A 23,859-nucleotide genomic window follows, 5' to 3' on the forward strand; every position below is an offset into this window, starting at 1 on the left:
AAAACCGGTCAGTCCGGGGTATAAATCATAATTGGCACTGGCTTTACAAGCACCCTGTTGAGTTCTCAAAGAACAACCACACACCGATCAAAAGCCCCAACCCATGGGACCCCATCTCGGGGCTTTTCCGCTCTGCGTCCCCGCTGCTCTCGCGCCGGGCACTTTTACTACGTTACCTCACCGTCTTCGCCGTGTCAAACCGTGTGTCCCGGTCTGTCATGCTTCGTACGGGTTGGTCCCGACGTACTCACGCAGCAGCGAACCGCTGTGTCAGGTCGTCGGATTTGGCAGGCCGGCCGCTGCGGTTTCCCGCAGGCTCGCCCGGTTCCCTGCCGGTCGTAAACCTTACCCGGTCGGTTCCGCTGCACCAAATCCGCCTCGCGGCCGACCCGGCGAGCCCCGCCCGGACCGTGTCCCGCAGGAGTGAACCCCTGCCTGACCCGGTTGCCAGTCCGTTCCGGCGCTCCAGGACCTTCGTCCCGTTTGCCCCGTTCCGCGCTGGCAGAGAGAAAGTTACGCGTCCGTGGGTTTGATCGTCAAATCGACGGGTAGCGTCCCGCGTCACACTCTGGCTGTAACGACGTTTCCGCAGCTCACGATGCGCGGTGCCGGCGGGCGGCCAGCCAGGCGCGGACGCCGAGGACGCCCACGGTCGTGCCGATGGCCAGCGACGCCGCGATCAGCAGCGCGTGCACCCACAGGAAGCTGGTCGGCGCGCCGTCCCCCACGGTCCCGGACGCCCAGGCCCGTGGGTCCTGCCAGATGGCCAGTGCGAACCTCGGCCAGATCACCCAGGTCCAGATCCCGACCCCGACCAGGAAGACAGCCCACCCGCGCGACAGCACCATGGCTGCCGAGTATGCCAGCGGAGCGGAGCTGGTCACCGGCCCGGACGCCGGCCGAGCTCGTTTCCCACGCAGCCGGGCTGGGCACTGAGTAGGGGGACAGCCGAAGCCGTCCCCGGAGGTGCCCCGTGCAACCCTCGATCTTCAATCCCTGGGCCTGGCGCGACCCGTCCGCCCTGGTCACCGGGTGCTGCTGCCGGCCGGCACGGTGGAGAGGGTGGACCACCAGGACCGCGTCGTCCACGTCGACCGGACCCGGCAGGAGATCAAGGACGCTCCGCCGTTCGACCCGGAGTCGGCTGACCCGGACCACCGCGAACGCGTCGGCAGGTACTACGCGGAGCGCCACGTGCCACCACCGGAGGCGACACCGCGGGTAATGTGACGTCGTGGTCCGGAAGGTCAACTGCGCGCCGGAGGCGGTCGACATGGTCGACGGCCTCCCGCTCGGCGTGACGCCCCGGTTCCCGTCCAGCTCCGGCGACGGCCGTGAGCAACTCCTCGACGTCCTCCGTGCCGGTGGCCTGCGGTTCCGCGCCGGCGCGCGATGGCGGGCGACTCGCTGAGTCGATCCCGCTGACCGAGGGGGCAGATACGCCCCGCTCGGCGCGCGCCCACGCGTGACCCACCTTCCGAGTACGAGAGGCACACCGCCATGTCCGTCGCACGCATGCTCACCGGCGACCGGCCCACCGGCCGCCTGCACCTTGGCCACTACGTCGGCAGCATCGCCAACCGGGTGCGGTTGCACCACCGGTACGAGAGCTTCTTCATCATCGCCGACCTGCACATGTTGACCACCAGGAACCGTCGCGAGGACATCGACCAGGTCTCCGCCAACGCGCGCGAGATGGTGACCGACATTCTCTCCGCCGGCGTCGACCCGGCGCGGGCCACGTTCTACCTCCAGTCGGCCATTCCGGAGGTCGGGGACCTCAACACCCTTTTGCAGAACCTGGTGACGGTGCCCCGGCTGGAACGGGTGCCGTCGCTCAAGGACATGGCCCGAGACTCCGGCAAGGAGGAGATGCCGTACGGACTGCTGGGTTACCCGGTGCTCCAGGCCGCGGACATCCTGTGCGTCAAGGGCGAGGTGGCACCGGTCGGCCGGGACAACGCCGCGCACGTCGAGGTGACCCGGGAGATCGCTCGCCGGTTCAATCATCTGTACGGCGAGGTCTTCCCGGTGCCCGAGCTGATCCCGGCGGACACGCCGAGCCTGGTGGGCACCGACGGCGCGGCCAAGATGAGCAAGAGCCGGGGCAACACGATCGCCCTCTCCGACGATCCGGCGACGGTGCGTCGGAAGGTGCTGGGCATGTACACCGACCCGAACCGGGTGCGGGCGGACGTGCCGGGCACGGTGGAGGGCAATCCGGTCTTCGCGTACCACGAGGTGTTCAACCCCGACCGTGACGAGGTGGCCGACCTGGCCCGTCGTTACCGGGCCGGGCGGGTCGGCGACGTGGAGGTCAAGGAGCGGTTGGTCGTCGCGCTGGAGACGTTCCTGGCGCCGATCCGCGAGCGCCGGGCGGAGATCGAAGCCGACCGGGGGCTGGTCGACCGGCTGATCGTCGAGGGCACCGAGCGGACCCGCCTGGAGGTCCGCGAGACCCTGGTCGAGGTACGGCGGGCGATGGGGCTGACCGGCGCGTACCAGCAGGTGCGGCGGCGGGCCGAGCGAAGCCGACGCCGGGCGGAGACCCCGGCCTGAGCGCACGACGGCGATCTCGGCCGACCGCTGCCGCAGCTGGCGCAGAATGCGAGGGTGAGGGGGATTTTCGACGTTCGTCCGGTGCCGGCCGGTGACCGGCACCGGACGACGATGTTCGAGATCTTCTTCGACCTGGTCTTCGTGTTCGCGCTCACCCGGGTCATCACGTTCATGGCGCAGCCGCCGACCGCGCTCACCCTGGCCCAGGGGCTCCTCCTCCTGCTGCTGTTGATCTACTCCTGGGGTCCGTACCTCTGGTTGGGAAACCTGGTCCGCGCTGACGTCGGCCCGGCCCGCGCGGCCACCCTGCTGGCGATGGCCGCGATCTTCGTGGCCGCGCTGGTGCTGCCGGACGCCTGGCGGCAGGGCCCGGGACTCTTCGACGCGCCCCTCACGCTCGCCCTGGCCTACCTGGTCACCAGGGCGGTGCAGCTCGTGGTGCTGCTCTGGGCGAGCACCGACGACCGGCGGCTGCGCTCCACCCTGCGGTTCTTCGCCGTTCCGGTCGCGGCGGCCTGGCTCCCGCTCGTGGTCGGCGCGCTGCTCGGCGGCGTCGCCCAGACCGTGCTGTGGACGGTGGCCTTCCTGGTGGACATCGGCGGCGCCCGCGTCGCGTCCGCGTTCCGCCCGTGGCCGCTGGGCAGCCTGGATCACTTCACCGAACGGTTCGGACTGGTGCTCATCATCGCGCTCGGCGAGGCGTTGATCGCCGCCGGCACCGGACCGAGGACGATGGCGCCGACCGGGGCCGCCCTGGTCGCGGCCCTACTCGGTCTGGTCATCACGATCTGCCTGTGGTGGTTGTACTTCGACCGGTTGGCACCCGCCGCTCGGAATTCCGTGATGCTGGTGCCGGACGAACGGCGCTCCGACGTGGCCGGCGACGCGTACGGCCTCGCCCACGCTCCCCTGATCATCGGCGCCATCTACGTGGCGCTCGGCATCGAGCAGGCGCTCGGCCAGCTCACCGAGGAGCCGTCGCATCCCGCCCGGTTGAGCTGGCCCGCCGCGACCGCCCTCTACGGTGGGGCCGCCCTGTACCTGCTCGCACGGCTGGTGTTCCGCCGATTGACCCTGCGCACGGTGCGTGCGGGGCAGGTCGTCGCGGCCGTCGTGCCGCTGGTTCTGCTGCCGGTCGCGCGGTCCCTGCCCGCGTTGGCCGAGCTGGCCCTGCTGACCCTCTTCCTGATCGGGGTGACCGGTTACGAGCGGCGGGTCGACCGGCGCGACCCACCGATCGAACCGGCACGGCCCGTGCGCCCCTGACTGCCCGGAGAAGTTCCGGACGCCGTGTCGATCCGCTGTAGCCTTCCCCGGTGAGTCTGCCTCTGCCTCCCGGCGAGTTCGCCGCGTATCTGTTCGACTGCGACGGCACCATCGTCGACTCGATGCCGCTGCACTACCTGGCCTGGCAGCGGGCGCTCGACGAGTGGGGCTGCGAGTTCCCGGAGGACCTCTTCTACGCCTGGGGTGGCCGGCCGACCGCCGACATCATCGTCGCGCTGAACGAGCGGCACGGTCTGGCGATGCCGGTGGCGACCGTCGTCGAGAACCGGGAGCGCATCTTCCAGGAGTTGCTGCCGCAGGTCGCCGCCGTGCCCGAGGTGGTGGCGCACATCCACGACGCGCACCGCCGGGTGCCGTTCGCCGTCGTCTCCGGCAGCACCCGCGCCACGGTCACCGCCTCCCTCGACGCGCTCGGTCTGCTGGACCGCTTCGACGTGCTGGTCTGCGCCGAGGACTACACGCGGGCCAAGCCCGACCCGGAGGCGTTCCTGCTCGCGGCGGAGCAGCTCGGCGTGGCCCCGGGCTCCTGCCTGGTCTTCGAGGACACCGACCTGGGCATCCAGGCCGCGACGGCGGCCGGCATGGCTTCGGTACGCGTGCCGCAACAGCGCACCCGCTGAGGTCTCAGCTGACCGTCAGCAGGAGCTTGCCCGTGTAGGAGGTCTGTAGGCGCTTGTGCGCCTCCCGGACCTTGCCCAGCGGGAACTTCTCTGCGACGTGCACCACGAACGGCCCGGCCTCGATGAGTTCGTTGAGGCGCTGCAACTGTCGACGGTTCGCTTCCCCGTCGTAGGCCCGGACAACGACGCCGGGCCGCTCGCTGGGCTCCGGCCGCACCCCGTGGGGGTACGCGACCACGCCGCCGTCGATCAGCGCCTCGGTGAGCCGGTCCAGGGTTTTGCCGGCGGCCATCGCCAGGATGGCGTTCACTCCGGCCGGTACCGCGTCCCGGATCCGTGCGAGCAGGTCGGTCACGTCGCCGTGGCCGTCGAGGGACACGTCGGCACCCAGGCGGGTCACCAGCGCGACGCCGTCCGGCCCGGACGCCACGGCGATCACGTTCAGCCCCTGCCGCTTGGCCAACTGCACGGCCAGGTGGCCCTGGCCGCCGCTCGCACCGAAGATCAACAGCCAGGCGCCAGGGGCCAGGCTGAGCGCGTCGAGTCCGGCCAGCGCGGTCAGCGCGTCGGTGGACATGGCGCCGGCGTGCTCCGCCGGTACACCGTCGGGCAGCCTCGCGGCGTACTCGGCCTTGACGGCCGCGTACTCGGCGTAGAAGCCGCCCTTCGGTCGGGCGGTGGCGGAGACGTAGACCAGGTCGCCCACCGCGAGATCGGTCACCTGGCTGCCGGCCGCGATGACGGTTCCGGCGCCGTCGGAGCCGGGCACGATCGGGAGGGACGAGCCCTCCGGCACCAGCACACCCTGCCGCTCGTACGCGTCCCACACCCCGACGCCGGCGCTCAAGACCTTGATCAGCACCTCGTCGTCGGCGACCTCCGGGATCGGCAGCTTCCGCAGAGTGATCACCTCCGGCCCACCGAACTCGTCGAAGGCCGCGGCCTGCATCCGCTCTGGCAGATCCCCGTCAACCATGTGGATTCCCTCTCCGTGCCGGCGTCACCGTCGCAGCATGCCGGCTCGGTGACGGGCGTGGCCTCGGGCCGAGCGCCATTCACCCACAAGGGCGACCGCCTGCTCGGGGCGTGCTTCGGTGGGCGTAGCCGGGGCCGGCAGTGCCCGGGAGCCGCGATCAGGACGTCTGCGGCTCCCGACCGCCGAGGGCCTGCGCGACGGCGTCTCGCACCCGGGCGTCCTCGCGTGCCTTGCGCTGCGCCCGGTTACGGCGGCGGTACAGGTACGCCCCGACGACCACGGCGACCAGCACGACGAGCGCCAGGACCAACATCCACGGCAGTGCCCAGCCGTGCGCGGTGGCCTGGACCGGCTTGAGCGAGGTGGTCGAGCCCGACACGTCGGTGAGCAGGGGGGTGATGGTGGCGGTCGCGGCGAGTCGGACGGCGGGAGCCACGCCGCGTACGGGCACGCTCACGTTCCAGCTCTCACCCGGGAGCAGTTCCGGCGGGGCGGCGATGTCACCGGCCCGGACCCGCAGCACGCCGAACGGACCCGAGACCGACAGCGTCTGCTTCCCGGACAGGGCGGCGTTCCCGATGTTGTGGATCTTGTAGGTGACGGTGGCGACGCCCTTGCTGAGCGGGTTGGACGACCCGTCGTACGTCACGTGGAGGTCCTCGATCGCGAGGTTCGGCTTCAGCTCGCCGCCGACCCGCAACTTGATCCGGATACCGAGGCGACGGTCCACATTGATGCCCTCGGTCTGGTTGGCCTGCGTCAGCGCGGTGAGGATGCCGCCGACGTAGTCCCCGGGCGTGGCGTTGTCGGGGACGCTGATCGTGAAGGGGACCTGCGCGGTCTTCCCGGGCTGGATCACGACGTTACCGGCGCCCGCCTTCGCCCAGGCACCGATCGCCACCGACTTCTTGTCCCTGGTGAGCAGGTCGAGCTGGCCGGCGTCGGTGGTGAAGCCGTCGGCGGCGTACACGGCCAGGTTCAGTGGCGCCGGGCCGCGGTTGGCCACGACCATCGCGTCCTCGACGACACCACCGGGATTGACGTTGTAGCTGTAACTGGACCGGGCCTCGCCGTAGCCGTTGGAGGCCGTCCGGACCGTCCAGGCGACGTTGCCGTCCGCCGCCAGGGCGGGGCCGGCACCGACACCGGCGGCCGCGACGGCGGCGAGCAGGGACAGCGCGGCCGTACGGAGGAGTACGGCGGTCGTGGTCTTCCAGCGGGTCACGGACGGTCGCATGTCGGATCCTTGAGGTGATCTTGGGAGTTGGTGAACCGGTGGCGGGGTAGGCCCCCGAAGGTGCCTACCCCGCCCGGTGGAACAGGTGCGATCAGCTGCTCAGCGCGGTGATCGTGAGGGTGGTGCGGTAGCTGCCCTTCGCGATGCTGTCCGGGATCTTCAGATCCAGGTCGCGCCGAGCTTGGCGCCGCCCCGGGGGTGACCCTGGGCAGCCGCGCCGAGGCCGCTGGAGACCGAGAGGCCCTTGCCCTGGTCGTCGAAGGACGACAGGACCGGAGCGCCGGCCTCGGCGCCCGCGCCGCCGTCGAGCACGTACGGGGTCCAGCCCAGGTAGGAGCCGGAGAACTTCTTGTCGGCGTCCTGGAAGTCGCCGACGCTGGCCGAGATCGACCACGGGGCGAGGGAACGGCGGCTGTCCGACACCAGGATCGGGTTGATCTTGCCGGTCGCCTCGAAGGAGGTGCCGTTGCGCTCCTGCGCGGTGCCCAGGTCGACCAGGCCGTTGTAGCCGTCGATCGTCCAGCCGAACTCACCCGGAGCCGGGTTCGGCACGTTGACCTGGATGGCCTGGCCGTCACCCTGGTACGGGTGCACCGTCACCTTGTCGACGACCGAGCCGACCGGCTGCCCGTCGGGGGTGTTGACGCAGGAGAGGCCCTTCTCGACGGCCGGGTTCGGCGCCGCGCAGGTGCCGCTGCGGATGTTCGCCAGGACCAGCTTGTCGCCGCGCACCTGCACCTTGACGTAGCTGCGGACGTGCTCCTGGTTCTGCGTCGAGTTGTACCAGTACTTGTCCGGGTCCAGCGGGTCCGGGCCGTTGCCGCGGATGCCGGTGCCGGTGTTGTCCGGCTTCTTGATGTCGTAGTACTTCGAGCCGGAGGCCGAGTTCGCCGTCACGTAGATGACGCCACCCGGGCCGGGGTACACCTCGGGCGCGCCGGGCTGCTCGGCCGGGTTCTCCTTCTGGCCGTTCTTGATCGAGTAGCTGCGGGAGTAGCTGTGGTCGTGACCCTGCAGCACCATGTCGACGCCCAGGTTCGAGAAGGCCGTGGTGAAGTCTTCCCGCCGCTGCTTGTTGTCGCTGTCGGTCGCGTGGCTGGCCGGCGAGTAGATGGAGTGGTGGTAGACCAGCACCTTCCACTTGGCCTCGGAGCCGTGCTTGTTGATGACGTCGGTGACGTACGCGACGTGCGCCGCGTCGCCGCCGGCGGAGCCATCCGCCGGGTTGACGTAGCTGTTGCTGTTCAGGTCGATGAACAGCACGTCCTTGTGGATGAACCAGTAGTCGCCGCCGGACCGGGTCGCCTGGTCACCGCTGTAGTACTGCGACGAGCGATCGGTGTTCGGGGTGAAGTGGTGCTGCTCGTAGGACTTGCCGCCGACATCGTGGTTACCGATGGTGGCCACGAGCGGGTATTGGCGCAGCTGTTCCGGAGCCAGGAACGAGGTCCACTGCCCCTCGTCGTTGGCGCTCTCCACGTGGTCGCCGGCGGACACCAGCAGCTCGGTGTTCGGGTTGGCGGCGGTGGCGACCTTCAGGGTCTCCTCCCAGCCAGCCTGGTCCTTCAGCCGGTCACCGGAGGAACCGATCTGCGGGTCACCGAAGAACAGGAAGTCGTAGTCGCCCTCGAAGTCCTGCGTCTTGAAGGCGTACGCGGGGGACCAGCTGCCCTCGGCGCCGACCCGGTACGAGTACGCCGTGTTCTCGCGCAGGTTGCTGATCGTGGCGTGGCGGTTGAAGCCGGTGGTCGAGGTGTTCGCCGCGCCAACGGCGTCGAAGCTGACGGCGCTGGCCGGGAACTCGCCGTTGACGATCTCGGCGGTCGGGGCGAGCTGGATCTTCTGCGCGGTGTCGGCCGAGGAGTACCAGGACACGATGCGCTGGGTCTCGTTGGCGCCGACGCCGAGGACGATGCCGGACACCGTGGTGGGGTCGGCAGCACTGGCGGCGGTCATCAGACCGCTACCGAGGGCCGCGCCCATTCCCAGGAATCCGGCTACGACCCCGGCGACAACGCGCCGCCGCACGAGCCGGGAGGCTCGTGTCGAGGTGCTCAATGTCATCGACATTGTTCCCTTTTCAAATAGAGAAATGGATTGTGCCTGCTTCCGACACTGGGGAAGCAGATCCAAGCTTTCGCTGGCCGATGAACCCGCCATGAACGTGATCTTGCGAATGGCTGCACTTCGCGAACTAGTTAGCCGTACTCAGGACCCGGAGACGCGCTGGACAAACCAGACCAGTCCCATAATGGACACGGCTCCGGAAACGGCACCGGTCACCCAGAGCCCGATTTTCGGCGCACGACGGCGCAGCACGATCAGCAGCGGGAAGACGATGGCGATTATCGTCAGTTGGACGACCTCGATGCCGACGTTGAACACCAGCAGCGACCACAGCAGCGTCCACGACCACGCCTCGTCGATGCCCAGCGCGCCGGCGAAGCCGAGGCCGTGCACGAGACCGAAGCAGAACACCACGCCGAGGCGGACCCAGCCGGAGCGGTCGAGGCTGAGGTGACCGTGCCCGGCCGTCTCCAGGTCGGTCGCGTGGTCACCACGCCGCCAGATGCCCCACAGGTGCCAGCCGGCCACCACGGCGATCGACAGCGCGATGACCGGCTCGACCACCGCCGCCGGCACCTCGACCAGGCCGAGAGCCGCGAGCATGAACGTCACCGAGTGCGCCAGGGTGAAGCTGGTGGCCGCGAGCACGATCTCCCGAAGCCGCCGTGACCCGGCGATGAGCGCCAGCAGGAACAGGATGTGGTCGATCCCGGACAGCAGGTGCTCGGCACCCAGCAGGAAGAACTCGCCGAACCGCTCGTACCACGCCTGGCCGGTCGAGAAGGAGGGGTGGGCGGCGTCGAGCGCGGCGCTGCCCGAACGGCCGTCGATCTCGTAGGTGACGATCGTCTTGGTGTCCTTGACGTAGGCCTCGTCGTCCGGGAAGAGGCCGCTGCGCACCTCGTGCTCGTCGGCTCGCTCGGGACAGGTCCAGTCGAGCAGCAGGTCCGCGTAGGGCACGCCCTCGCGTTCGCCGATCGTCGCGTCGCCCACCTGCGTCGGCCGGCAGGCTTCACCCCGGGAGGTCACCGAGAACCGGTCGGAGACGTACCGGAGGACCGTCGCGGCGTGGGTCTTCAGCGCCACGGCCTGCGCGCCGGTGTCACCGGCTTCGAACGCGGCCGTCCCCGCCCGGAAAAGTGGATCGTCGTCACCGGAATCAGCGGCGGAGACGATCAGGAGGTCGTATTCGAGCTCCAGTGCCGTACGAATGTGACCCTCGTCTCCGGCGGAGATTTTCGCGTACACGGTCGACGAGAAGCCGTGGGCGGACGCCGGGCCGGCACCCAGAAACGGAATAACCGCCGCAGCGATCCCGACAAAGATGATGACAACGGTACGGCGTACGTGCCGGAACATGCGGCCCCCTCGGTTGGCCAGTGCACGCTGCACGCCGTGGGTGAACACCAGCCCGCACGTCGACGAACCAACGGAGAACAAATCGCCGGAACGACCGTCGGCGGATTGTCCACGGCCGGAACTGGGATAGGAATACCAGGCAGCACGCCCAGTTCTCCGTTCGAAAGGACGATCACCTTGCGCCCCCCGCTCCGGGCCGTCGCCCTGCTGGCCGCGACCGCCGCGCTCGTCGCCGCCTGTGACTCCGGCGACGACTGGTCACAACCGCATCCCGCGCCGAGCGCCGTCGGCACTCTCGGACCAGGGTTCGTCGACCCCTCCGCCAGGCCCGCCCCGGAAGCGACCATCACGCCGCAGCCCGGCTCGTGGGCCGGCGTCCATCCGTCGAAGGACTACCGGGTGGTGCTGCTCACCGTCGGTGACGACACCCCGACCAAGGCGCTCGGGACAGCGGTCAACGACTGGGCCGACGACGAACACGTCGACCTGAGGACGATCGTCGTCGGCAAAGCGCAGGACGCCGTCCCCAGCATCGCCAGGGCCATGGCGATGAACCCGGACCTCATCGTCAGCGTCGGCAACGACCTCATCGACCCCCTCGCGCTGGTCACCCCGAACCACCTGGACGAGCAGTTCCTCGTGGTGGGCGCGGAGCTGGCCGAGCCCACCCACAACGTCACCGCGGTCGACTGGGACGGCGCGTCGTTCCGTGGCGAAGGGCTCGGCATGTCCTCGACGTACGACCCGACCTCGTTCACGGCCGAGCGTTGCGCGGCCGCCATCCGGGCCGGCGTCGCGGCGGTCCTCAACGACCTGACCGGGATCGTGGTCTGGCTCTGAGGGGTTCGGGCTGTCCGTTCCGGGGCCGGACGAGGCCCGGTGCGAGGGCTTGCGGCCTCCGCACCGGGCCTGCGGATCAGACGGCTGAACAGGTGGGGGTCATTCCTGCGCCGGTGCCGGTGCCCTGGTAGCCGAACTCGGTCGACTGGCCGGGAGCGACGGCGCCGTTGTACGCGACGTTCGTGAACCGCACGGTGCCGGTGTTTCCGCTCTGGTTGGCGCCCCACACGCTGGTGACGCTGGCGCCCGATGGCAGGGTCATGGCGACCGTCCATCCGTTGACCGGCGTGGTGCCGGCCGTGACCCGGACCGTGGCGACGAAACCGCCGGTCCACTGGTTGACCGACACCGTCGCCGTACAGCCGCCACCGGTCGGCGGTGGCGTGGTCGGAGGTGGCGTGGTCGGAGGCGGCGTCGTCGGAGGCGGCGTGGTGGTGGGCGGGGTGGTGGGGCCGTCGGTCAGGACGGGCGTCTGCCAGTCCCGCCAGTCGGCCAACCGGCCGAGCGCCTTGCTCGAAATCCGGATCACACCCGGCTCGTTCCCCGTCTTCAACAGAAATTTCCGGATGTTGTTCTGGAGCGGCGTACGCCACTCGGGGCGGTTGGCGCAGTGGCTGCCGTCCTGGACGTCGGACCAGTAGGTGATGTTGTCGCCGGCGCCGAGCGCCTTGTAGACCTCCGCGCCGCCCAGGGCCGCCACGCTCGCCGACCGCGGGCCGAGGTTGGCGATGTGCGGGTTGTCCATGATGAACAGCCCTCGCGGCGCCACCATCGCGACCATCTCGTGTGTGTCCAGCGGGAGCCGGTTCGGGCTGCCGGTGAAGGAGCCGAACGCGTCACCCAACCAGGGCTGCTCGCCGTACGCGCTGCTCAGGCTCTGGGCGCCCTCGCCGGGAATGCCGCGGAAGATGGGAACGCCGGCGCTGCCCGACTCGATCGGCATGGTCAGGGCGATGCGCTGATCGAACACTCCGATCGCGAAGGCGCCCTTGCCGTAGCGGGAACAACCCGTGACGCCCATCGCGTCGGCCTTGAGGATCCTGCCGTCGGACTGCTCGATGACGTCGATGATCCGGCTGACACCCCAGCCCCAGGCGGCGAGCAGCCCGGTGCCGCTGGAGGAGCCGTAGATGCTGTAGAACGCGCCCTGCTTGTTGGTGCGGGGCGTGCCCTCGCGGCCGACCGCCAAGGGGTCGTAGCTGATGACCGCGGCGCCGGTGGCCTTGATGGTCGCGGTGTCCGCACCGAACCCGCCCACGACCACGACGGCCGGGAAGGGACCGGTGCCGCTCGGCAGCTCGACCCGCGCCGAGAAGCTCGAACTCTTGCCGTTGTGCGACACGTTGACGGTGATGCTGCTGTTCGAGACCGTGCCCGTGACGCTCGCCGGCTTGGCGGGCTTGTCGCCGTAGACGAACTTCTCCGCCAGCTCCTTGATCTCCGCCCGCCGGCAACGCCAGTCGGACTTGGAGGTGATGGTCGAGCCGTTCAGCTTCTTGAAGGGATCGGGAAGCTTGGCATTGGTGGGCAGGGAGGCCAGGTCGGGCAGACCGGACACGGCGCAGTCGGCGCCCTCGTCCTCCACCGCTGCGGCCAGTGCGCCCACGGCGGCCTGAGCATTCGTCGTTCTTGTTACTACCGATACCGATCCGGCGACCGTGAGCGCAGCTACCGCCAGCGCGACGACCACCGGACGGGTCCCAGAGCGGCCCGAGCGGGTGATCACCAGGGCTCTCCTTCCGGTGTGATGGGGGTGGGAAGGAACGAAACATGATCGAAGACCATGGATGCCAGCCGTGCCAAGTCTGATCCCGGCCATCGCTACGGGTCAATGTATTTCCGAAACTTTCGACGCCTCTCGCCTCGCGGCGGGGGCGCAGTTGCGCGCGATTCGCGCCGGCTGCGTCCCGAGAGGCGCCGGCTCGGGCGGCAGTGGCGCCCCCCCAGGTATCGGAAACATTTCGAGGGAACATCGGGTCACCGTCCGTCGAGTCGACGTGCGATCCTCTGTCAGACGATCTTGATCAGATCCATATGGAGGCACGGCTTGCGGACCGCTTCACGCACTCATCGTCGAATCGCGGCGCTGGGCATCGCCATGGCGCTCGCGTGCGGCTCGGCGGTGGGGCTCACGTCCGCCACGGCCTCCGCGGCCGAGGTCGCACCGACCGACCTCAAGACCGCCGGCCAGCCATGTGCCGCCGCCGCTCCCGGGCCGTACCTGAACCCGGCGCGCCTCGGCATCGCCGAGGCCATCACGCTGCGGGGCATCTACAGCCGTACCGGCCAGGGCGGGTTGCGGGCAGACTTCCAGGTGTGGGATGTCGCCGACCCGGAGCGTCCGCAGCAGTGGCTGGTCGAGATGGGCGAGCAGAGCGATGAGCTTTTCGTCCAACTCGACGACACGACCAAGCAGCTCGACGGCGTCACGTACGCCTGGCGGGTGCGCGTCCTCGACGGTGTGGACGCGTCACCCTGGAGCAGCACCTGCCATTTCACGGTCGACCGCAGCGGAGGCCCGGCTCCGTCGGTCACCTCTGCCGAATACCCCGCGGCGGGTTGGGGCGGCGCCAGCGGCGCGATCGGTGTCCCCGGTACGTTCACCCTGACCTCGGTCTCCGACGACACCGTCAGCTACCTCTACACGTTCTACTCGGGCGAACTGCCCGACGAGTACGAAGAGTCCCGGGTGGAGGCCGTGGGGTTGGGCGGATCGGCGACCGTCGGGTTCACGCCACGGTCGAGCCTCCACCACTCACTCACCGTCTACGCCATCGACCGAGCCGGAAACAGGTCCGAGCGGGCCGTTTACGAGTTCTCCGTCAAGGAGACCCGCCCGTCGATCCTCTCGGCCGCGTACCCGCAGGGAATGACCAACCCGGACTACAACGTCGGCGTACCCGGCGCGTTCGAGATGACCGCCACGGTCGCCGACACCGCGCTCTTCTCGTGGCGGATCGATGGGGGCGGGCCCTCGGGCACCGTGCCGGCGGACGCCAACGGGAAGGCGACGGCGATGATCGCCCCGCCCCGCGGTGGCCGGCAGACCCTGTACGCCCACAGCGTCACCCGCGACGGCACGGCGCACGCCCCCCGCGCCTACCAGTTCACCGTCGACAACGCCCCGGTTCTCACCGGTGACACACGTGGGGAGGTGACGATCGGCTCCTCGCTCACCTTGCACCTCGCTCCGCGCGCACCGCAGGTCGAGGCGTACCTGTACTGGCCGGAGTACTCGAGCATCGAGGAACGGCCGGTTGTGAAGACCACCGTTCCGGCTCGCCCCGACGGCACCGCCGACCTCACCTGGACCGCCACCGAGACCGGCATCGACGGCCTGCGGATCCAGAGCCGAAGCGCGGACGGCACCCTGTCCGAGCCGCGATGGTTGAACCTCTCGATCGACGGGGCGGCGCCGCAGGTGACCCGCAGCGGCAGCACCGCGGCGGGCACCACGTCCACCTTCACCGCCCGCAGCCAGATGGCGGGCATCGTCGAGTACGTGGCGACGCTGAACGGCGACGAGGCCACCAGGCAGGTTCTCAAGCCGGCCGCCACCGGCAAGGTCACCTTCAGCTTCACCACCATGGTGATCGGCCACAACTACGTCGTCGTCGTTGCTCGTAACGCCGCCGGAGTGCAGACGGAGAAGGGCGTCGACGCCTGGACGACGACGGACGAGCCGCAGGTCACCTCGACCGACTTCCCTGCGACCGGCAGCGGCCGACTCGCCACCGGCACGTTCACCTTCAGCTCCTACCTGCCCGACACGGTCGGCTACCTGTATTCGATCAACGACGAGCCGTACGTCAGGATCCCCGCCCGACCCGACGGCACCGCGACGCTGACCTGGACGCCGCCGGCGGACGGCGCCTACCGCCTGAACGTCCGCCGGGTCAAAACCGAGGGATTCCCCTCGGCGATCATGTATTACCGCTTCGCCGTCACCACCGCTGTCACCACGGTCACCTCGGCCACTCCGGTCGCAGTGCCGTCGGGTGACCTCCGGACGATCACCGTCAACGGCACCTGGCTGCACCCGCAGGACAAGGTCCAGGTGACCCCCGTCGGCGGGTCACCGATCACCGCCTGGGTGAGGACGGTCTCGGCGGACCGCACGACGCTGACCGCCGAGGTGGACCTCAGCCTGGCGCCGGTCGGTCCGGCCAGCCTGACCCTGCACCCGTATGGACTGCTCCAGCCGGTGGTCCTGGCCAACGCGTTCACGATCGCCCCGCCGCCGCCGTTGCGCTCGGTCACGCCGCCCACGATCACCGGAACGGCGGCGGTCGGTGCCACCGTCACGGTGAACCCGGGTGAGTGGACGCCCACCGCCGAGGACCACTCGTACCAGTGGTCGGCGAACGGTGTCGCGATCAGCGGCGCGATCAACCCGTCGTTCAAGATCCCCCTGGCGCTGCTCGGGCAGCGGCTCACCGTCGAGGTGAGAGCGGCCCGAACCCGCTACACCACGACCGCTGCGACCTCGGCTGCCACCGTGGTCGTCAGCGGCGAGAGGCCTCCGAGCCGGCCGATAGTGCGCCCCGGTACGCCGTGGCCGGATCCGCGCCGACCGGCCGCCTGAGCCGCCGTTCGCCCGCCTGACCGTCCGGTCGGCGGGCACAGCGGTCGACGTGCTCCGAAAGTGGTCCGATTGGCCGCTTCCGAGGGCTCAACAGGGGTCCACGTGCGTCGTACTCGCATGGGATCCTCCTTTCCGCGGGCAGCCCTCGGCGCCCGTTTCATCATGGGGAGACCAACGTGCGTATACCTTCGCGTGCCCGTCGCCGGATAACGGCGGTGGTCGCGGCATCGGCGCTCGGCTGCGCGGCAGTGGTGGGCTTCACGGCCACTCCGGCCGCCGCCGCGCTGTCGGCGCGACCGACCTCCAGACCGCCGGCCAGCCCTGCGCCGCCGCCGCGCCCGGGCCATACCTGAGCCCGGACAGACTCAACGACGCCCGTGCCGTGGTGCTGAAGGGCACCCTCACCGGCGCGGACGAGGGCGCCGAGTTGCAGGCCGACTTCCAGGTCTGGGACATCACCGATCCGGAGCAGCCACAACAGTGGCTCACCGGCCTGGGCGAGCGGAACGACGAGGTCTACATCCAGCTCGAGGACGATTCGCGGCAGCTCGACGGTGTCACATACGCCTGGCGGGTCCGGGTCCTCGACGGCGCGACGGCGACGCCCTGGAGCGGCACGTGCTACTTCACGGTCGACCGTACCGGCGGCCCGGCACCGGCCGTCGCCTCCACCGTGTACCGGCCCGGCGACTGGGACAACGCCAGCGGCGCGATCGGCGTCCCCGGCACGTTCACGTTCACCTCGGCCAGCGCCGACACGGTGAGCTACCGCTACCAGTTCTACGCCAGCGAACTGAGTGAGCAGACCCCGGAGGCCACGGTGGACGCCGACGGGCTGGGTGGCCCGGCGACGGTCGAGTGGACACCTCGGTCGGCCGGCTACCACTCCGTCTCGGTCTATGCCATCGACCGGGCCGGGAACTACTCCGAGCAGGCCCACTACCAGTACCACGTCAAGGAGACCCGTCCGTCGATCTTCTCGGCCGCGTACCCCGAGGGCACGCCGAACCTGGACTACAACATCGGGGTGCCCGGCGCGTTCGAACTGCGCTCCAACGTCGCCGACACGGTGTCGTTCGCGTGGCGGATCGACGGGGACGGGCCGTCGGGGACGGTGCCGGCATCCGCCGACGGAACGGCCACGGCGATGATCGCCCCGACCCGCGCCGGCCGGCAGACCCTCTACGTCCACAGCGTCACCCGCGACGGCACGGCGCACGCCCCCCGCGCCTACCAGTTCACCGTCGACAACGGCCCGAAGCTGACCGGCGACGTCGACCGCGGCGTCACGATCGGTTCGTCGCTCACCTTCCACCTCGCGCCCCGGTCACCGCAGGTGCAGGCCTACGTCTACTGGGTGGAACACTCCGGGCTGTTTCCACCGCCGATCGAGAAGGTCACCATCCCGGCGCGGGCGGACGGCACCGCCGACCTCACCTGGATCGCCAAGGAGACCAGCGTCAACGGTCTGCGAATCCAGAGCCGCAGCGCGGACGGCACCCTGTCCGAACCGCGCTGGAACTACATCTCGGTCGACGGCGCGTCGCCGATGGTGAACCGCACCGGCGGCACCGACGTGGGAACGCCGGCCACCTTCACGGCCCGCACCCAAATGGTGAACGTCACCGAGTACGTGGCGACGTTGAACCGCGACGAGGCCACGAAGAAGGTTCTCAAGCCCGCCGCCGACGGCAGCGTCACCTTCACCTACACGCCGACCAAGGGTGGCTACACCTACGTCACCGTCGTCGCCCGTAACGCCGCCGGGGTGCAGACCGACGAGGGCGGCACCTCCTGGTCCGTGCTGGACGGGCCCCGGGTCACCTCGACCGACTTCCCGACGACCGGCACCGGCCGGCTCGCTCCGGGCACGTTCAGCTTCACGCCACGCCTCCCGGGCACGACCGCATACGAGTATTCGGTCAACTTCGGGTCGTACGCCACGGTCGCCGCCAGGGCCGACGGCACCGCGACACTGGCCTGGACACCGCAGGACACCGGCTGGCACTACCTGACCGTTCGCAGCTTGACGGCCAGCGGCACCCGCTCCGCGGGAACGCAGTACTCCTTCCAGGTCGAGGTCGGTTCCGCGACGGTCACCTCGGTCGCACCGGCCGTCGTACCCCCGGGCGCCGTCCGGACGATCACCATCAGCGGCAGCGGGTTGCACCCGAAGGACCGGGTCGAGGTGAATCCCGCGTCGGGCGGCCCGTTGACCGCGACGGTGAAGTCGGTCTCGGCGGACGGCACGTCGATGACCGTGGACGTGAACCTCGGCTCCGCGCCGGCCGGCAAGGTCAGCCTGACGCTGCACCCGTACGGCGCCGGCGAGCCGGTCGTTCGGGCCAACGCCTTCACGATCAACCCGCCCCTGGCGATCCGCGCGGTCAGCCCGCCGACGATCACCGGCACCGCGGTGGTCGGAGGGACCGTCACCGCCAAACCGGGCGAGTGGACGCCTTCGACGACGACCTACCGGTACCAGTGGGCGGCCGACGGTGTCCCGATCACGGGCGCGACCGGCGCAACGTTCCAGATCCCCCAGGCGCTGCTCTGGAAGCGGCTCACCGTGACGGTGACGGCCAGCCGGGACGGCTACACCGAAGCCTCCGCCACCTCGGCCGCCACGGCGGCGGTCGCCAAGGGCAGCGGTGACCGGCCGCCGCGCCGGCCGATAGTGCAGCCGGAGACACCGTGGTCGGATCCGCGCCGCCCAGCCGCCTGATCAGACGGTGACGACTGGAGCCGGCCGCGTATCCCCGACGGGATGCGCGGCCGGTTCAGTGAGGGGCAGGCCCACGGTCCTCGAACTCGTACGTGGTGGTGAGGCCCTCGGGCAGGTCCGGGACCAGCGCGTTGGTGCCGTCGACCACCTGGACGTAACGCTTTCCCTGGAACACCGAGTAGCTGCCGTCGGCGACCTGCTCGATCCGGAAGAGCTGCGTCGATGCGGCCGGGTCGCACGCCCGGCCGCGTACGCTGCCGGGCGCGGCGTCGTGTACGACGGTCATGCAGACCTGAGCGGCCCCGGACGCGGTGGCCAGCGCGATCCGGAACCCGTCGCCGTCGGGGCGTAGCACCCACAGCGCCCGGTCGTCGATGGCCCGCTCGGTGGTGGCCCGCACCCGATCGCTGTCGCGGTCGATCGCCAGCGCCACCCCGGGCATGCCGGGCAGCGCGATCCGGACCTGCCGCCGGCCGCCGAGGATGTCCTGCGGCCCCGCTGGTGCGGTCTCCGACGGCACGACCGACGGTGGTACCGGGCTCGCCGGGCCCGCGCCGGGCGTTCCGACGTCGGTCCGCATCTGCGACAGGCTGGTGCCAGCGGCGACGGCCACGAGGGCCAGCCCTGCGGCGGTCACGGCCGCCCGGCGCCGCCGACGCTGGTCGCTGCGCTGCCGCAACGCCTGGGCAGGGGGAAGCGTGGTGACTCGTCGCACCTCGTCGACGATCGCGGTGAGGTCGTCGCGCGGATCAGCCATGGGAGGTCTCCTCCTGGTGCGCATCGGTCAGCAACCCGGCCATGGCTCTCCGACCTCGGGCGAGGTACGTCTTCACGGTTCCGACGGGTGCCTGCATCTCGGCTGCGACATCGGCGACGCTGAGGTCGTTCAGGTGGTGCAGCACGATGGCGCGACGCTCGTTGGCGCTCAGCCGCTGCAGCGCCTGGAGCAGGGCGACGTGATCCTCGCTGAGTCCGGGCAGGCTCTGGTCGACGGCCGCCCGGCGATGCGCGCGGATCCGGTTGAACGTCTTGCGCCAACTGCTGACCGCGATCCGGGAGGCGACGCGGCGGACCCACGCCTCCGGGCTGTCCGCCTCCCGTACCGTCCGCCAACGCTGCCAGGCCCGCATGAACGCCTCGGCGACGGCGTCCTCCGCCTCGGCACGGTTGCCGGTCAGCGCGTAGACGTGACCGACGACCCGCCCCGCACAGGCCGCGTAGAGGGCGTCGAACTCCTCGGCGTCACGCATCCGACAGGTGCCCTCCGCTGCCTCGTCCCCTGGTCACCGCCGATGCAACCCGCTCAGGGCAACCGGTCGCATCGGCGCGGTACGTGATTGTGGCGACCGTCACAGCAGGGTGATCAACCCAACGGCTGGACCAGGCGTCATCGTGCCGTCCCGGGAGACGCCCGTGGCGGAGAGGACGATGTGCGACGACGGCAACGACGGGCGCTGACAGCCGGCGTACTCACGACCGCGCTGGTGGCGGCGAGTCTCACGGCCGGTCCGGCGAACGCGCGGGAGAAGCCGGGGCCGACGGTCTCCGGCAGGGCCGGCAGCTTCACGCTGATCACCGGAGACCGGGTGTCGGTGGACGCGGGCGGCACCTCGGAGATCCAGCGAGGGGCGGGACGGGCCGGTATGCGGTTCGTGACCAGCCGGGAGGGTGGTCACCAGTTCGTCATCCCGGTGGACGCGATGCCACTGCTGCGGGACGGACGCCTCGATCGACGGCTGTTCGACCTCACCGCGCTCGGCGAGTTCGGCTACGACGACCGGGCGACCGAACTGCCGCTGCTCGTCGCGTACCCGGAGAACATGGCGGCGCAGGCGCGGTCCGCGACCGTCGGGGGCGACGCGCGGGTGCGGGCCGACCTGCCCGCCGCGCACGCGCTGGCCGTTCGCGCGGACCGGGAGGACCGGGTCACGCTCTGGACCTCGCTCACCCGCGGCCCGGCGTCGGCACGCACCCTCGCCGCCGGAATCACCCACATCTGGCTGGACGGGAAGCGTCGGGTCTCCCTGGACCGCAGCGTGCCGCAGATCGGTGCGCCGGCGGCCTGGCAGGCCGGCTTCGACGGCACCGGCGTGACCGTCGGCGTGCTGGACACCGGGATCGACGCCAGCCACCCCGACTTCGCCGGACACCTCGCCGAGGTCCGGGACTTCACCGGCGGCAACGACCCCGCCGACACGGTCGGGCACGGCACCCACGTGGCGTCGACCATCGTGGGCAGCGGCGCCGCCTCCGGTGGCAGGTACCGAGGTGTGGCGCCGGGAGCGAAGCTGCTCGTCGGCAAGGTCTGCGCCACCACCGAATGCCAGGACTCGGACATCATCACGGGCATGCAGTGGCTCGCGCCCAGGGCGCGGGTGGTCAACCTGAGCGTCGGCGGCGACGACGCCCCCGGCCTGGACCCGCTGGAAACCGCGGTCCAGGACCTCAGCCACCAGTACGGGACTCTCTTCGTGATCGCGGCCGGCAACGAGGGCAAGCCGAAGTCGGTCTCGTCGCCGGCCACCGCCGACGACGCGCTCGCCGTCGCCGCGGTCGACGCCGACGACCAGCGGGCGTACTTCTCCAGCCGGGGTCCGCGCATCGGCGACAACCACATCAAGCCCGAGATCAGCGCGCCCGGCGTCGACATCGTGGCCGCCGCTCCCGGCGGCGACTACGCCACCATGTCGGGCACGTCGATGGCCACCCCGCACGTGGCCGGCACCGCCGCGATCCTCGCCGGGCAGCACCCGGACTGGACCGGCCCGCAGCTCAAGGCCGCCCTGATGGACTCCGCCAAGCCGACCGGCGCGGACACCCTCTACGAGCTGGGCGCGGGACGGGTCGACATCGCCCGCGCGGTCGCCCAGCCGATCGCCACCGACGTCGGTGCCATCGACTTCCCGGTGCAGCGTTGGCCCCACGCCGACGACATCCCGTTCACCCAGGTCGTCGGTTACCGCAACACCGGCACCGCGCCGGTCACCCTGGCACTGACCATCGCCCCGGCGCCGGCCGGCATGCTGACCGTCAGCCCGACCACCCTCGTGGTGCCGGCCGGCGGCCGCGCCGAGGCGACGATCACCGTCGACACCCGGGTGGACACCCCCGACGGCGTCTACCAGGGGGCGCTGACCGCGACCGGCGCCGGGGATCTGCGGGTGCGCACACCGTTCGCGCTCAACCGCGAGGTCGAGAGCTACGACGTCCGGCTCGACCACACCGGCCGTGACGGCAGGCCGGCCACCGAGTACACGACCGTGGCGGCGAGCCTCACCACCGGCGAGTTCACCACCCTCGCCGGTGAGCCGGGCGGCGGGATCCTGCGGCTACCCAAGGGCCGGTACGCGCTGTACAGCACCATCCACGAGGGCGACGTCTCGACGCTGCTCGCGCAACCGGTCCTGGATGTGCGCGGCCCGGTCACCGAGGCCGTCGACGCCCGTACCGCAAGGCCGGTCGCCCTGACGATGCCCGAACGCGACGCCGCACCCATCTCGATCAACGTGAGCGCGAACTGGAACGACGGCCTCCGCTATCCGGGTGTCCAGCTCAGCGGGGTGTCGTTCGCGGACGTCTTCTTCGGCCGGATCGGGCCCGCCGTCGCGGCACCCGAGTTCGCCGCGACCCTGGGCGTCGGACTCGCCCGCCCCGGCACGGACGGAACCTTCCGGAACAGCCCCTACACGTACGACCTCGCCTACGTCCAGCAGGGCGCGATGTTCACGGGCCTGACCAGGAAGTTGTCGCCGAAGAACCTCGCCACCGTCAAGACCACCTACCGGAGCCAGTCCACGGCCACGACCGCCGTCCGGTTCCACCGCGCGTCGGCGCCCGACGGCTCGGGTCCGATCGGTTCGAGCACACCGATCGACCTGCCGTTCCACGGCACCGAGTACCACAACGCCGACGGCGGCATCACCTGGACGTCCACGTTCGTCGAGGGCGACAACCTCAGCACGCAGGAGTCCACCTTCACGCCGGGCCGGACGTACTCCCGGACCTGGAACGCGGCACCCTTCGGCCCGACGGTGGCGCAGGCCCCGACGCTGTCACCGCTGGGGTACGCGGGCCGCGACGGCGACACCATCTCGATCTCGTCGGTGCCGCTCTTCGGCGACGCGGACGGTCGTCCCGCGAGCCGCGACGACCGGCCGGTCCAGTTCCGGCTGTCGCGCGACGGTAAGGAGATCGGCACCTCGGACAGCGCGTGGGCGGAGTTCCCGGTGCCCGCCGACAAGGCCACCTACCGTCTGGAGGCGACCACCACCCGCGGCGCCCCGGACACGCTGTCGACGTCGGTCTCGGTGGCGTGGACCTTCACCTCGGCGCACACGTCGTCGCCGCAGCGGCTGCCGTTGACGACGGCCCGCCCGACGCCGGCGCTGGACGACACCAACACGGCCCGAGGGGGCAGGATGATGACCATCCCGGTGGCGCTGGACCGGCAGGCGGGGTCGACCGCCGCGCCGAACCGGACGCTCGGCGTGTCCGCGTCGTTCGACGACGGCAGGACGTGGGTCGCGTTGCCGGTGCTGCGGGGTGTCGCCCTCATCGGTCATCCCCGGCGGCCCGGCTTCGTGTCGCTGCGGCTGACGGCGACGGACACCGCCGGCAACTCCGTCACGCAGACGATCCAGCGGGCGTACCGGATCGCCTGACCCAGGTGGGTCCGGGGCGGGCGCTCGACCCACCGCCCCGGACCACCGCACCTCACCGCCCCGACGGACCGGGACCGAGGCCGTGCCCCCACCGCGTCACGGCCTCGGTCGTTCACGCACCCGGTCCGGAGTCGCATGTTATCGATCACATGCCGGCTCCCGCGGGGGATGCGCGAAGCGACGATCAAGGCCGGGCGATTGACGGAGGTTGATGCCTTGGGAGCGCTCCCGTAACATACCCGACGCGGCTGTTAACGCTCACTCAACAATGATTGCCACGAATGTGGAGGCCGCCGTCCCATCAGGAGGGTGCTTGATGACCATATTCAGAGCGAGAAACGCCGGCCTGGTGTCGGCCGGTGTCGCGCTGCTGGCGTCGGCGACAGTCGTCGTGGCATTGCCCGCCGGCGCCGCAGCCGCAGGCTGTTCGGTGAACTACGCCGTGTCGTCGCAGTGGCAGGGCGGGTTCGGTGCCAACGTCTCGATCACGAACCTCGGTGATCCGCTGACCAGTTGGACGTTGACGTGGTCGTACAGCGCGGGGCAGACGGTGTCGCAGGCGTGGAACACGACGCTGACGCAGAGCGGTTCCGCGGTGACCGCGAGGAACGTGAGTTACAACAGCTCGGTCCCGACCAACGGCACGGTGTCGTTCGGGTTCAACGGCTCGTGGACGGGCAGCAACCCGGCGCCGACCAGTTTCGCCCTGAACGGCGTGACGTGTACCGGTGACACGACCCCGACGACCCCACCGCCGACCACGCCACCACCGACCACGCCACCACCGACCACCCCGCCGCCCGGTGGCACGTGCAACCTGCCGTCGACGTACCGGTGGTCCTCGACCGGTCAGCTGGCGACCCCGCGTTCGGGGTGGGTGTCGCTGAAGGACTTCACCGTCGCGCCCTACAACGGCCGGCAGCTCGTCTACGCCACCACCCAC

General features: G+C 70.5%; 18 protein-coding genes. 10 read left to right on the forward strand and 8 right to left on the reverse strand.

What is annotated here, in order from left to right:
• Positions 1-593: 593 nt before the first annotated feature.
• On the reverse strand, positions 594-848 hold the full coding sequence (locus JNW91_RS17825) for an SCO4848 family membrane protein (RefSeq protein WP_203176646.1): 255 nt from the start codon (positions 846-848) through the stop codon (positions 594-596).
• Between the two features lie 184 nt (positions 849-1,032).
• Here JNW91_RS17825 and JNW91_RS17830 point away from each other — a divergent pair, with 184 nt between their 5' ends.
• The 5 genes from JNW91_RS17830 (at position 1,033) to JNW91_RS17850 (ending at position 4,466) form a co-directional block, all read left to right on the forward strand.
• Positions 1,033-1,230, forward strand: a complete 198-nt coding sequence (locus JNW91_RS17830) for a hypothetical protein (protein ID WP_238425204.1) — start codon at positions 1,033-1,035, stop codon at positions 1,228-1,230.
• Positions 1,231-1,234: 4 nt separating this feature from the next.
• On the forward strand, positions 1,235-1,411 hold the full coding sequence (locus tag JNW91_RS17835; RefSeq protein WP_203176667.1) for a hypothetical protein: 177 nt from the start codon (positions 1,235-1,237) through the stop codon (positions 1,409-1,411).
• A gap of 89 nt (positions 1,412-1,500) precedes the next feature.
• Complete coding sequence (trpS, locus tag JNW91_RS17840) at positions 1,501-2,559, forward strand: tryptophan--tRNA ligase (protein WP_203176648.1); 1,059 nt, start codon at positions 1,501-1,503, stop codon at positions 2,557-2,559.
• Positions 2,560-2,613: 54 nt separating this feature from the next.
• Entirely contained in the window at positions 2,614-3,825 is a 1,212-nt protein-coding gene (locus JNW91_RS17845) for a low temperature requirement protein A (RefSeq protein ID WP_203176651.1), read from the forward strand.
• A 50-nt stretch (positions 3,826-3,875) separates the two neighbouring features.
• Positions 3,876-4,466 (forward strand): HAD family hydrolase, encoded by a 591-nt coding sequence (locus JNW91_RS17850; protein ID WP_203176653.1) that lies wholly within the window; start codon positions 3,876-3,878, stop codon positions 4,464-4,466.
• A 4-nt stretch (positions 4,467-4,470) separates the two neighbouring features.
• Here the strand turns inward: JNW91_RS17850 and JNW91_RS17855 are convergent, their stop codons facing one another.
• The 4 genes from JNW91_RS17855 to JNW91_RS17870 all read right to left on the reverse strand — a co-directional run bounded on the left by JNW91_RS17855 (position 4,471) and on the right by JNW91_RS17870 (position 10,153).
• Positions 4,471-5,442 carry a quinone oxidoreductase family protein gene (locus tag JNW91_RS17855; RefSeq protein WP_203176655.1) on the reverse strand — a complete coding sequence of 324 codons (972 nt, stop codon included), beginning with the start codon at positions 5,440-5,442 and terminating at the stop codon, positions 4,471-4,473.
• Positions 5,443-5,599: 157 nt separating this feature from the next.
• Entirely contained in the window at positions 5,600-6,679 is a 1,080-nt protein-coding gene (locus JNW91_RS17860; RefSeq protein ID WP_203176656.1) for a WxL protein peptidoglycan domain-containing protein, read from the reverse strand.
• A gap of 159 nt (positions 6,680-6,838) precedes the next feature.
• Positions 6,839-8,743 carry a purple acid phosphatase family protein gene (locus tag JNW91_RS17865; RefSeq protein ID WP_238425205.1) on the reverse strand — a complete coding sequence of 635 codons (1,905 nt, stop codon included), beginning with the start codon at positions 8,741-8,743 and terminating at the stop codon, positions 6,839-6,841.
• A gap of 144 nt (positions 8,744-8,887) precedes the next feature.
• Entirely contained in the window at positions 8,888-10,153 is a 1,266-nt protein-coding gene (locus JNW91_RS17870) for a HupE/UreJ family protein (RefSeq protein ID WP_309244407.1), read from the reverse strand.
• A gap of 129 nt (positions 10,154-10,282) precedes the next feature.
• On the opposite strand from JNW91_RS17870, the gene JNW91_RS17875 reads away from it, so the two are divergent.
• The gene (locus JNW91_RS17875) at positions 10,283-10,945 is read left to right on the forward strand and encodes a type 1 periplasmic-binding domain-containing protein (protein WP_203176657.1); all 663 of its coding nucleotides are present in this window, start codon (positions 10,283-10,285) and stop codon (positions 10,943-10,945) included.
• Positions 10,946-11,021: 76 nt separating this feature from the next.
• Here the strand turns inward: JNW91_RS17875 and JNW91_RS17880 are convergent, their stop codons facing one another.
• Positions 11,022-12,551: a glucuronyl esterase domain-containing protein gene (locus tag JNW91_RS17880; protein WP_309244408.1), complete on the reverse strand. Its 1,530-nt coding sequence runs from the start codon at positions 12,549-12,551 to the stop codon at positions 11,022-11,024.
• Positions 12,552-12,992: 441 nt separating this feature from the next.
• Between JNW91_RS17880 and JNW91_RS17885 the strand changes: the two genes are divergently transcribed.
• Both JNW91_RS17885 and JNW91_RS17890 read left to right on the forward strand, forming a co-directional pair.
• A complete protein-coding gene (locus tag JNW91_RS17885; protein WP_203176659.1) occupies positions 12,993-15,530 on the forward strand; it encodes a hypothetical protein in 2,538 nt (845 codons plus the stop codon).
• Between the two features lie 385 nt (positions 15,531-15,915).
• Positions 15,916-18,255 carry a hypothetical protein gene (locus tag JNW91_RS17890; RefSeq protein ID WP_238425206.1) on the forward strand — a complete coding sequence of 780 codons (2,340 nt, stop codon included), beginning with the start codon at positions 15,916-15,918 and terminating at the stop codon, positions 18,253-18,255.
• Positions 18,256-18,310: 55 nt separating this feature from the next.
• Here the strand turns inward: JNW91_RS17890 and JNW91_RS17895 are convergent, their stop codons facing one another.
• Positions 18,311-19,012 carry a hypothetical protein gene (locus JNW91_RS17895; protein WP_203176661.1) on the reverse strand — a complete coding sequence of 234 codons (702 nt, stop codon included), beginning with the start codon at positions 19,010-19,012 and terminating at the stop codon, positions 18,311-18,313.
• On the reverse strand, positions 19,005-19,505 hold the full coding sequence (locus JNW91_RS17900; RefSeq protein WP_203176662.1) for a sigma-70 family RNA polymerase sigma factor: 501 nt from the start codon (positions 19,503-19,505) through the stop codon (positions 19,005-19,007). The genes JNW91_RS17895 and JNW91_RS17900 overlap by 8 nt, the downstream gene beginning before the upstream one ends.
• 234 nt (positions 19,506-19,739) lie before the next feature.
• Between JNW91_RS17900 and JNW91_RS17905 the strand changes: the two genes are divergently transcribed.
• A complete protein-coding gene (locus JNW91_RS17905; protein ID WP_203176663.1) occupies positions 19,740-22,916 on the forward strand; it encodes a S8 family peptidase in 3,177 nt (1,058 codons plus the stop codon).
• Between the two features lie 316 nt (positions 22,917-23,232).
• Positions 23,233-23,859: cellulose-binding domain-containing protein (locus tag JNW91_RS17910; protein ID WP_203176664.1), on the forward strand; the 627-nt coding region annotated here is incomplete at its 3' end.

This window comes from Micromonospora parastrephiae (assembly GCF_016802865.1).
Lineage (GTDB): Bacteria > Actinomycetota > Actinomycetes > Mycobacteriales > Micromonosporaceae > Micromonospora > Micromonospora parastrephiae.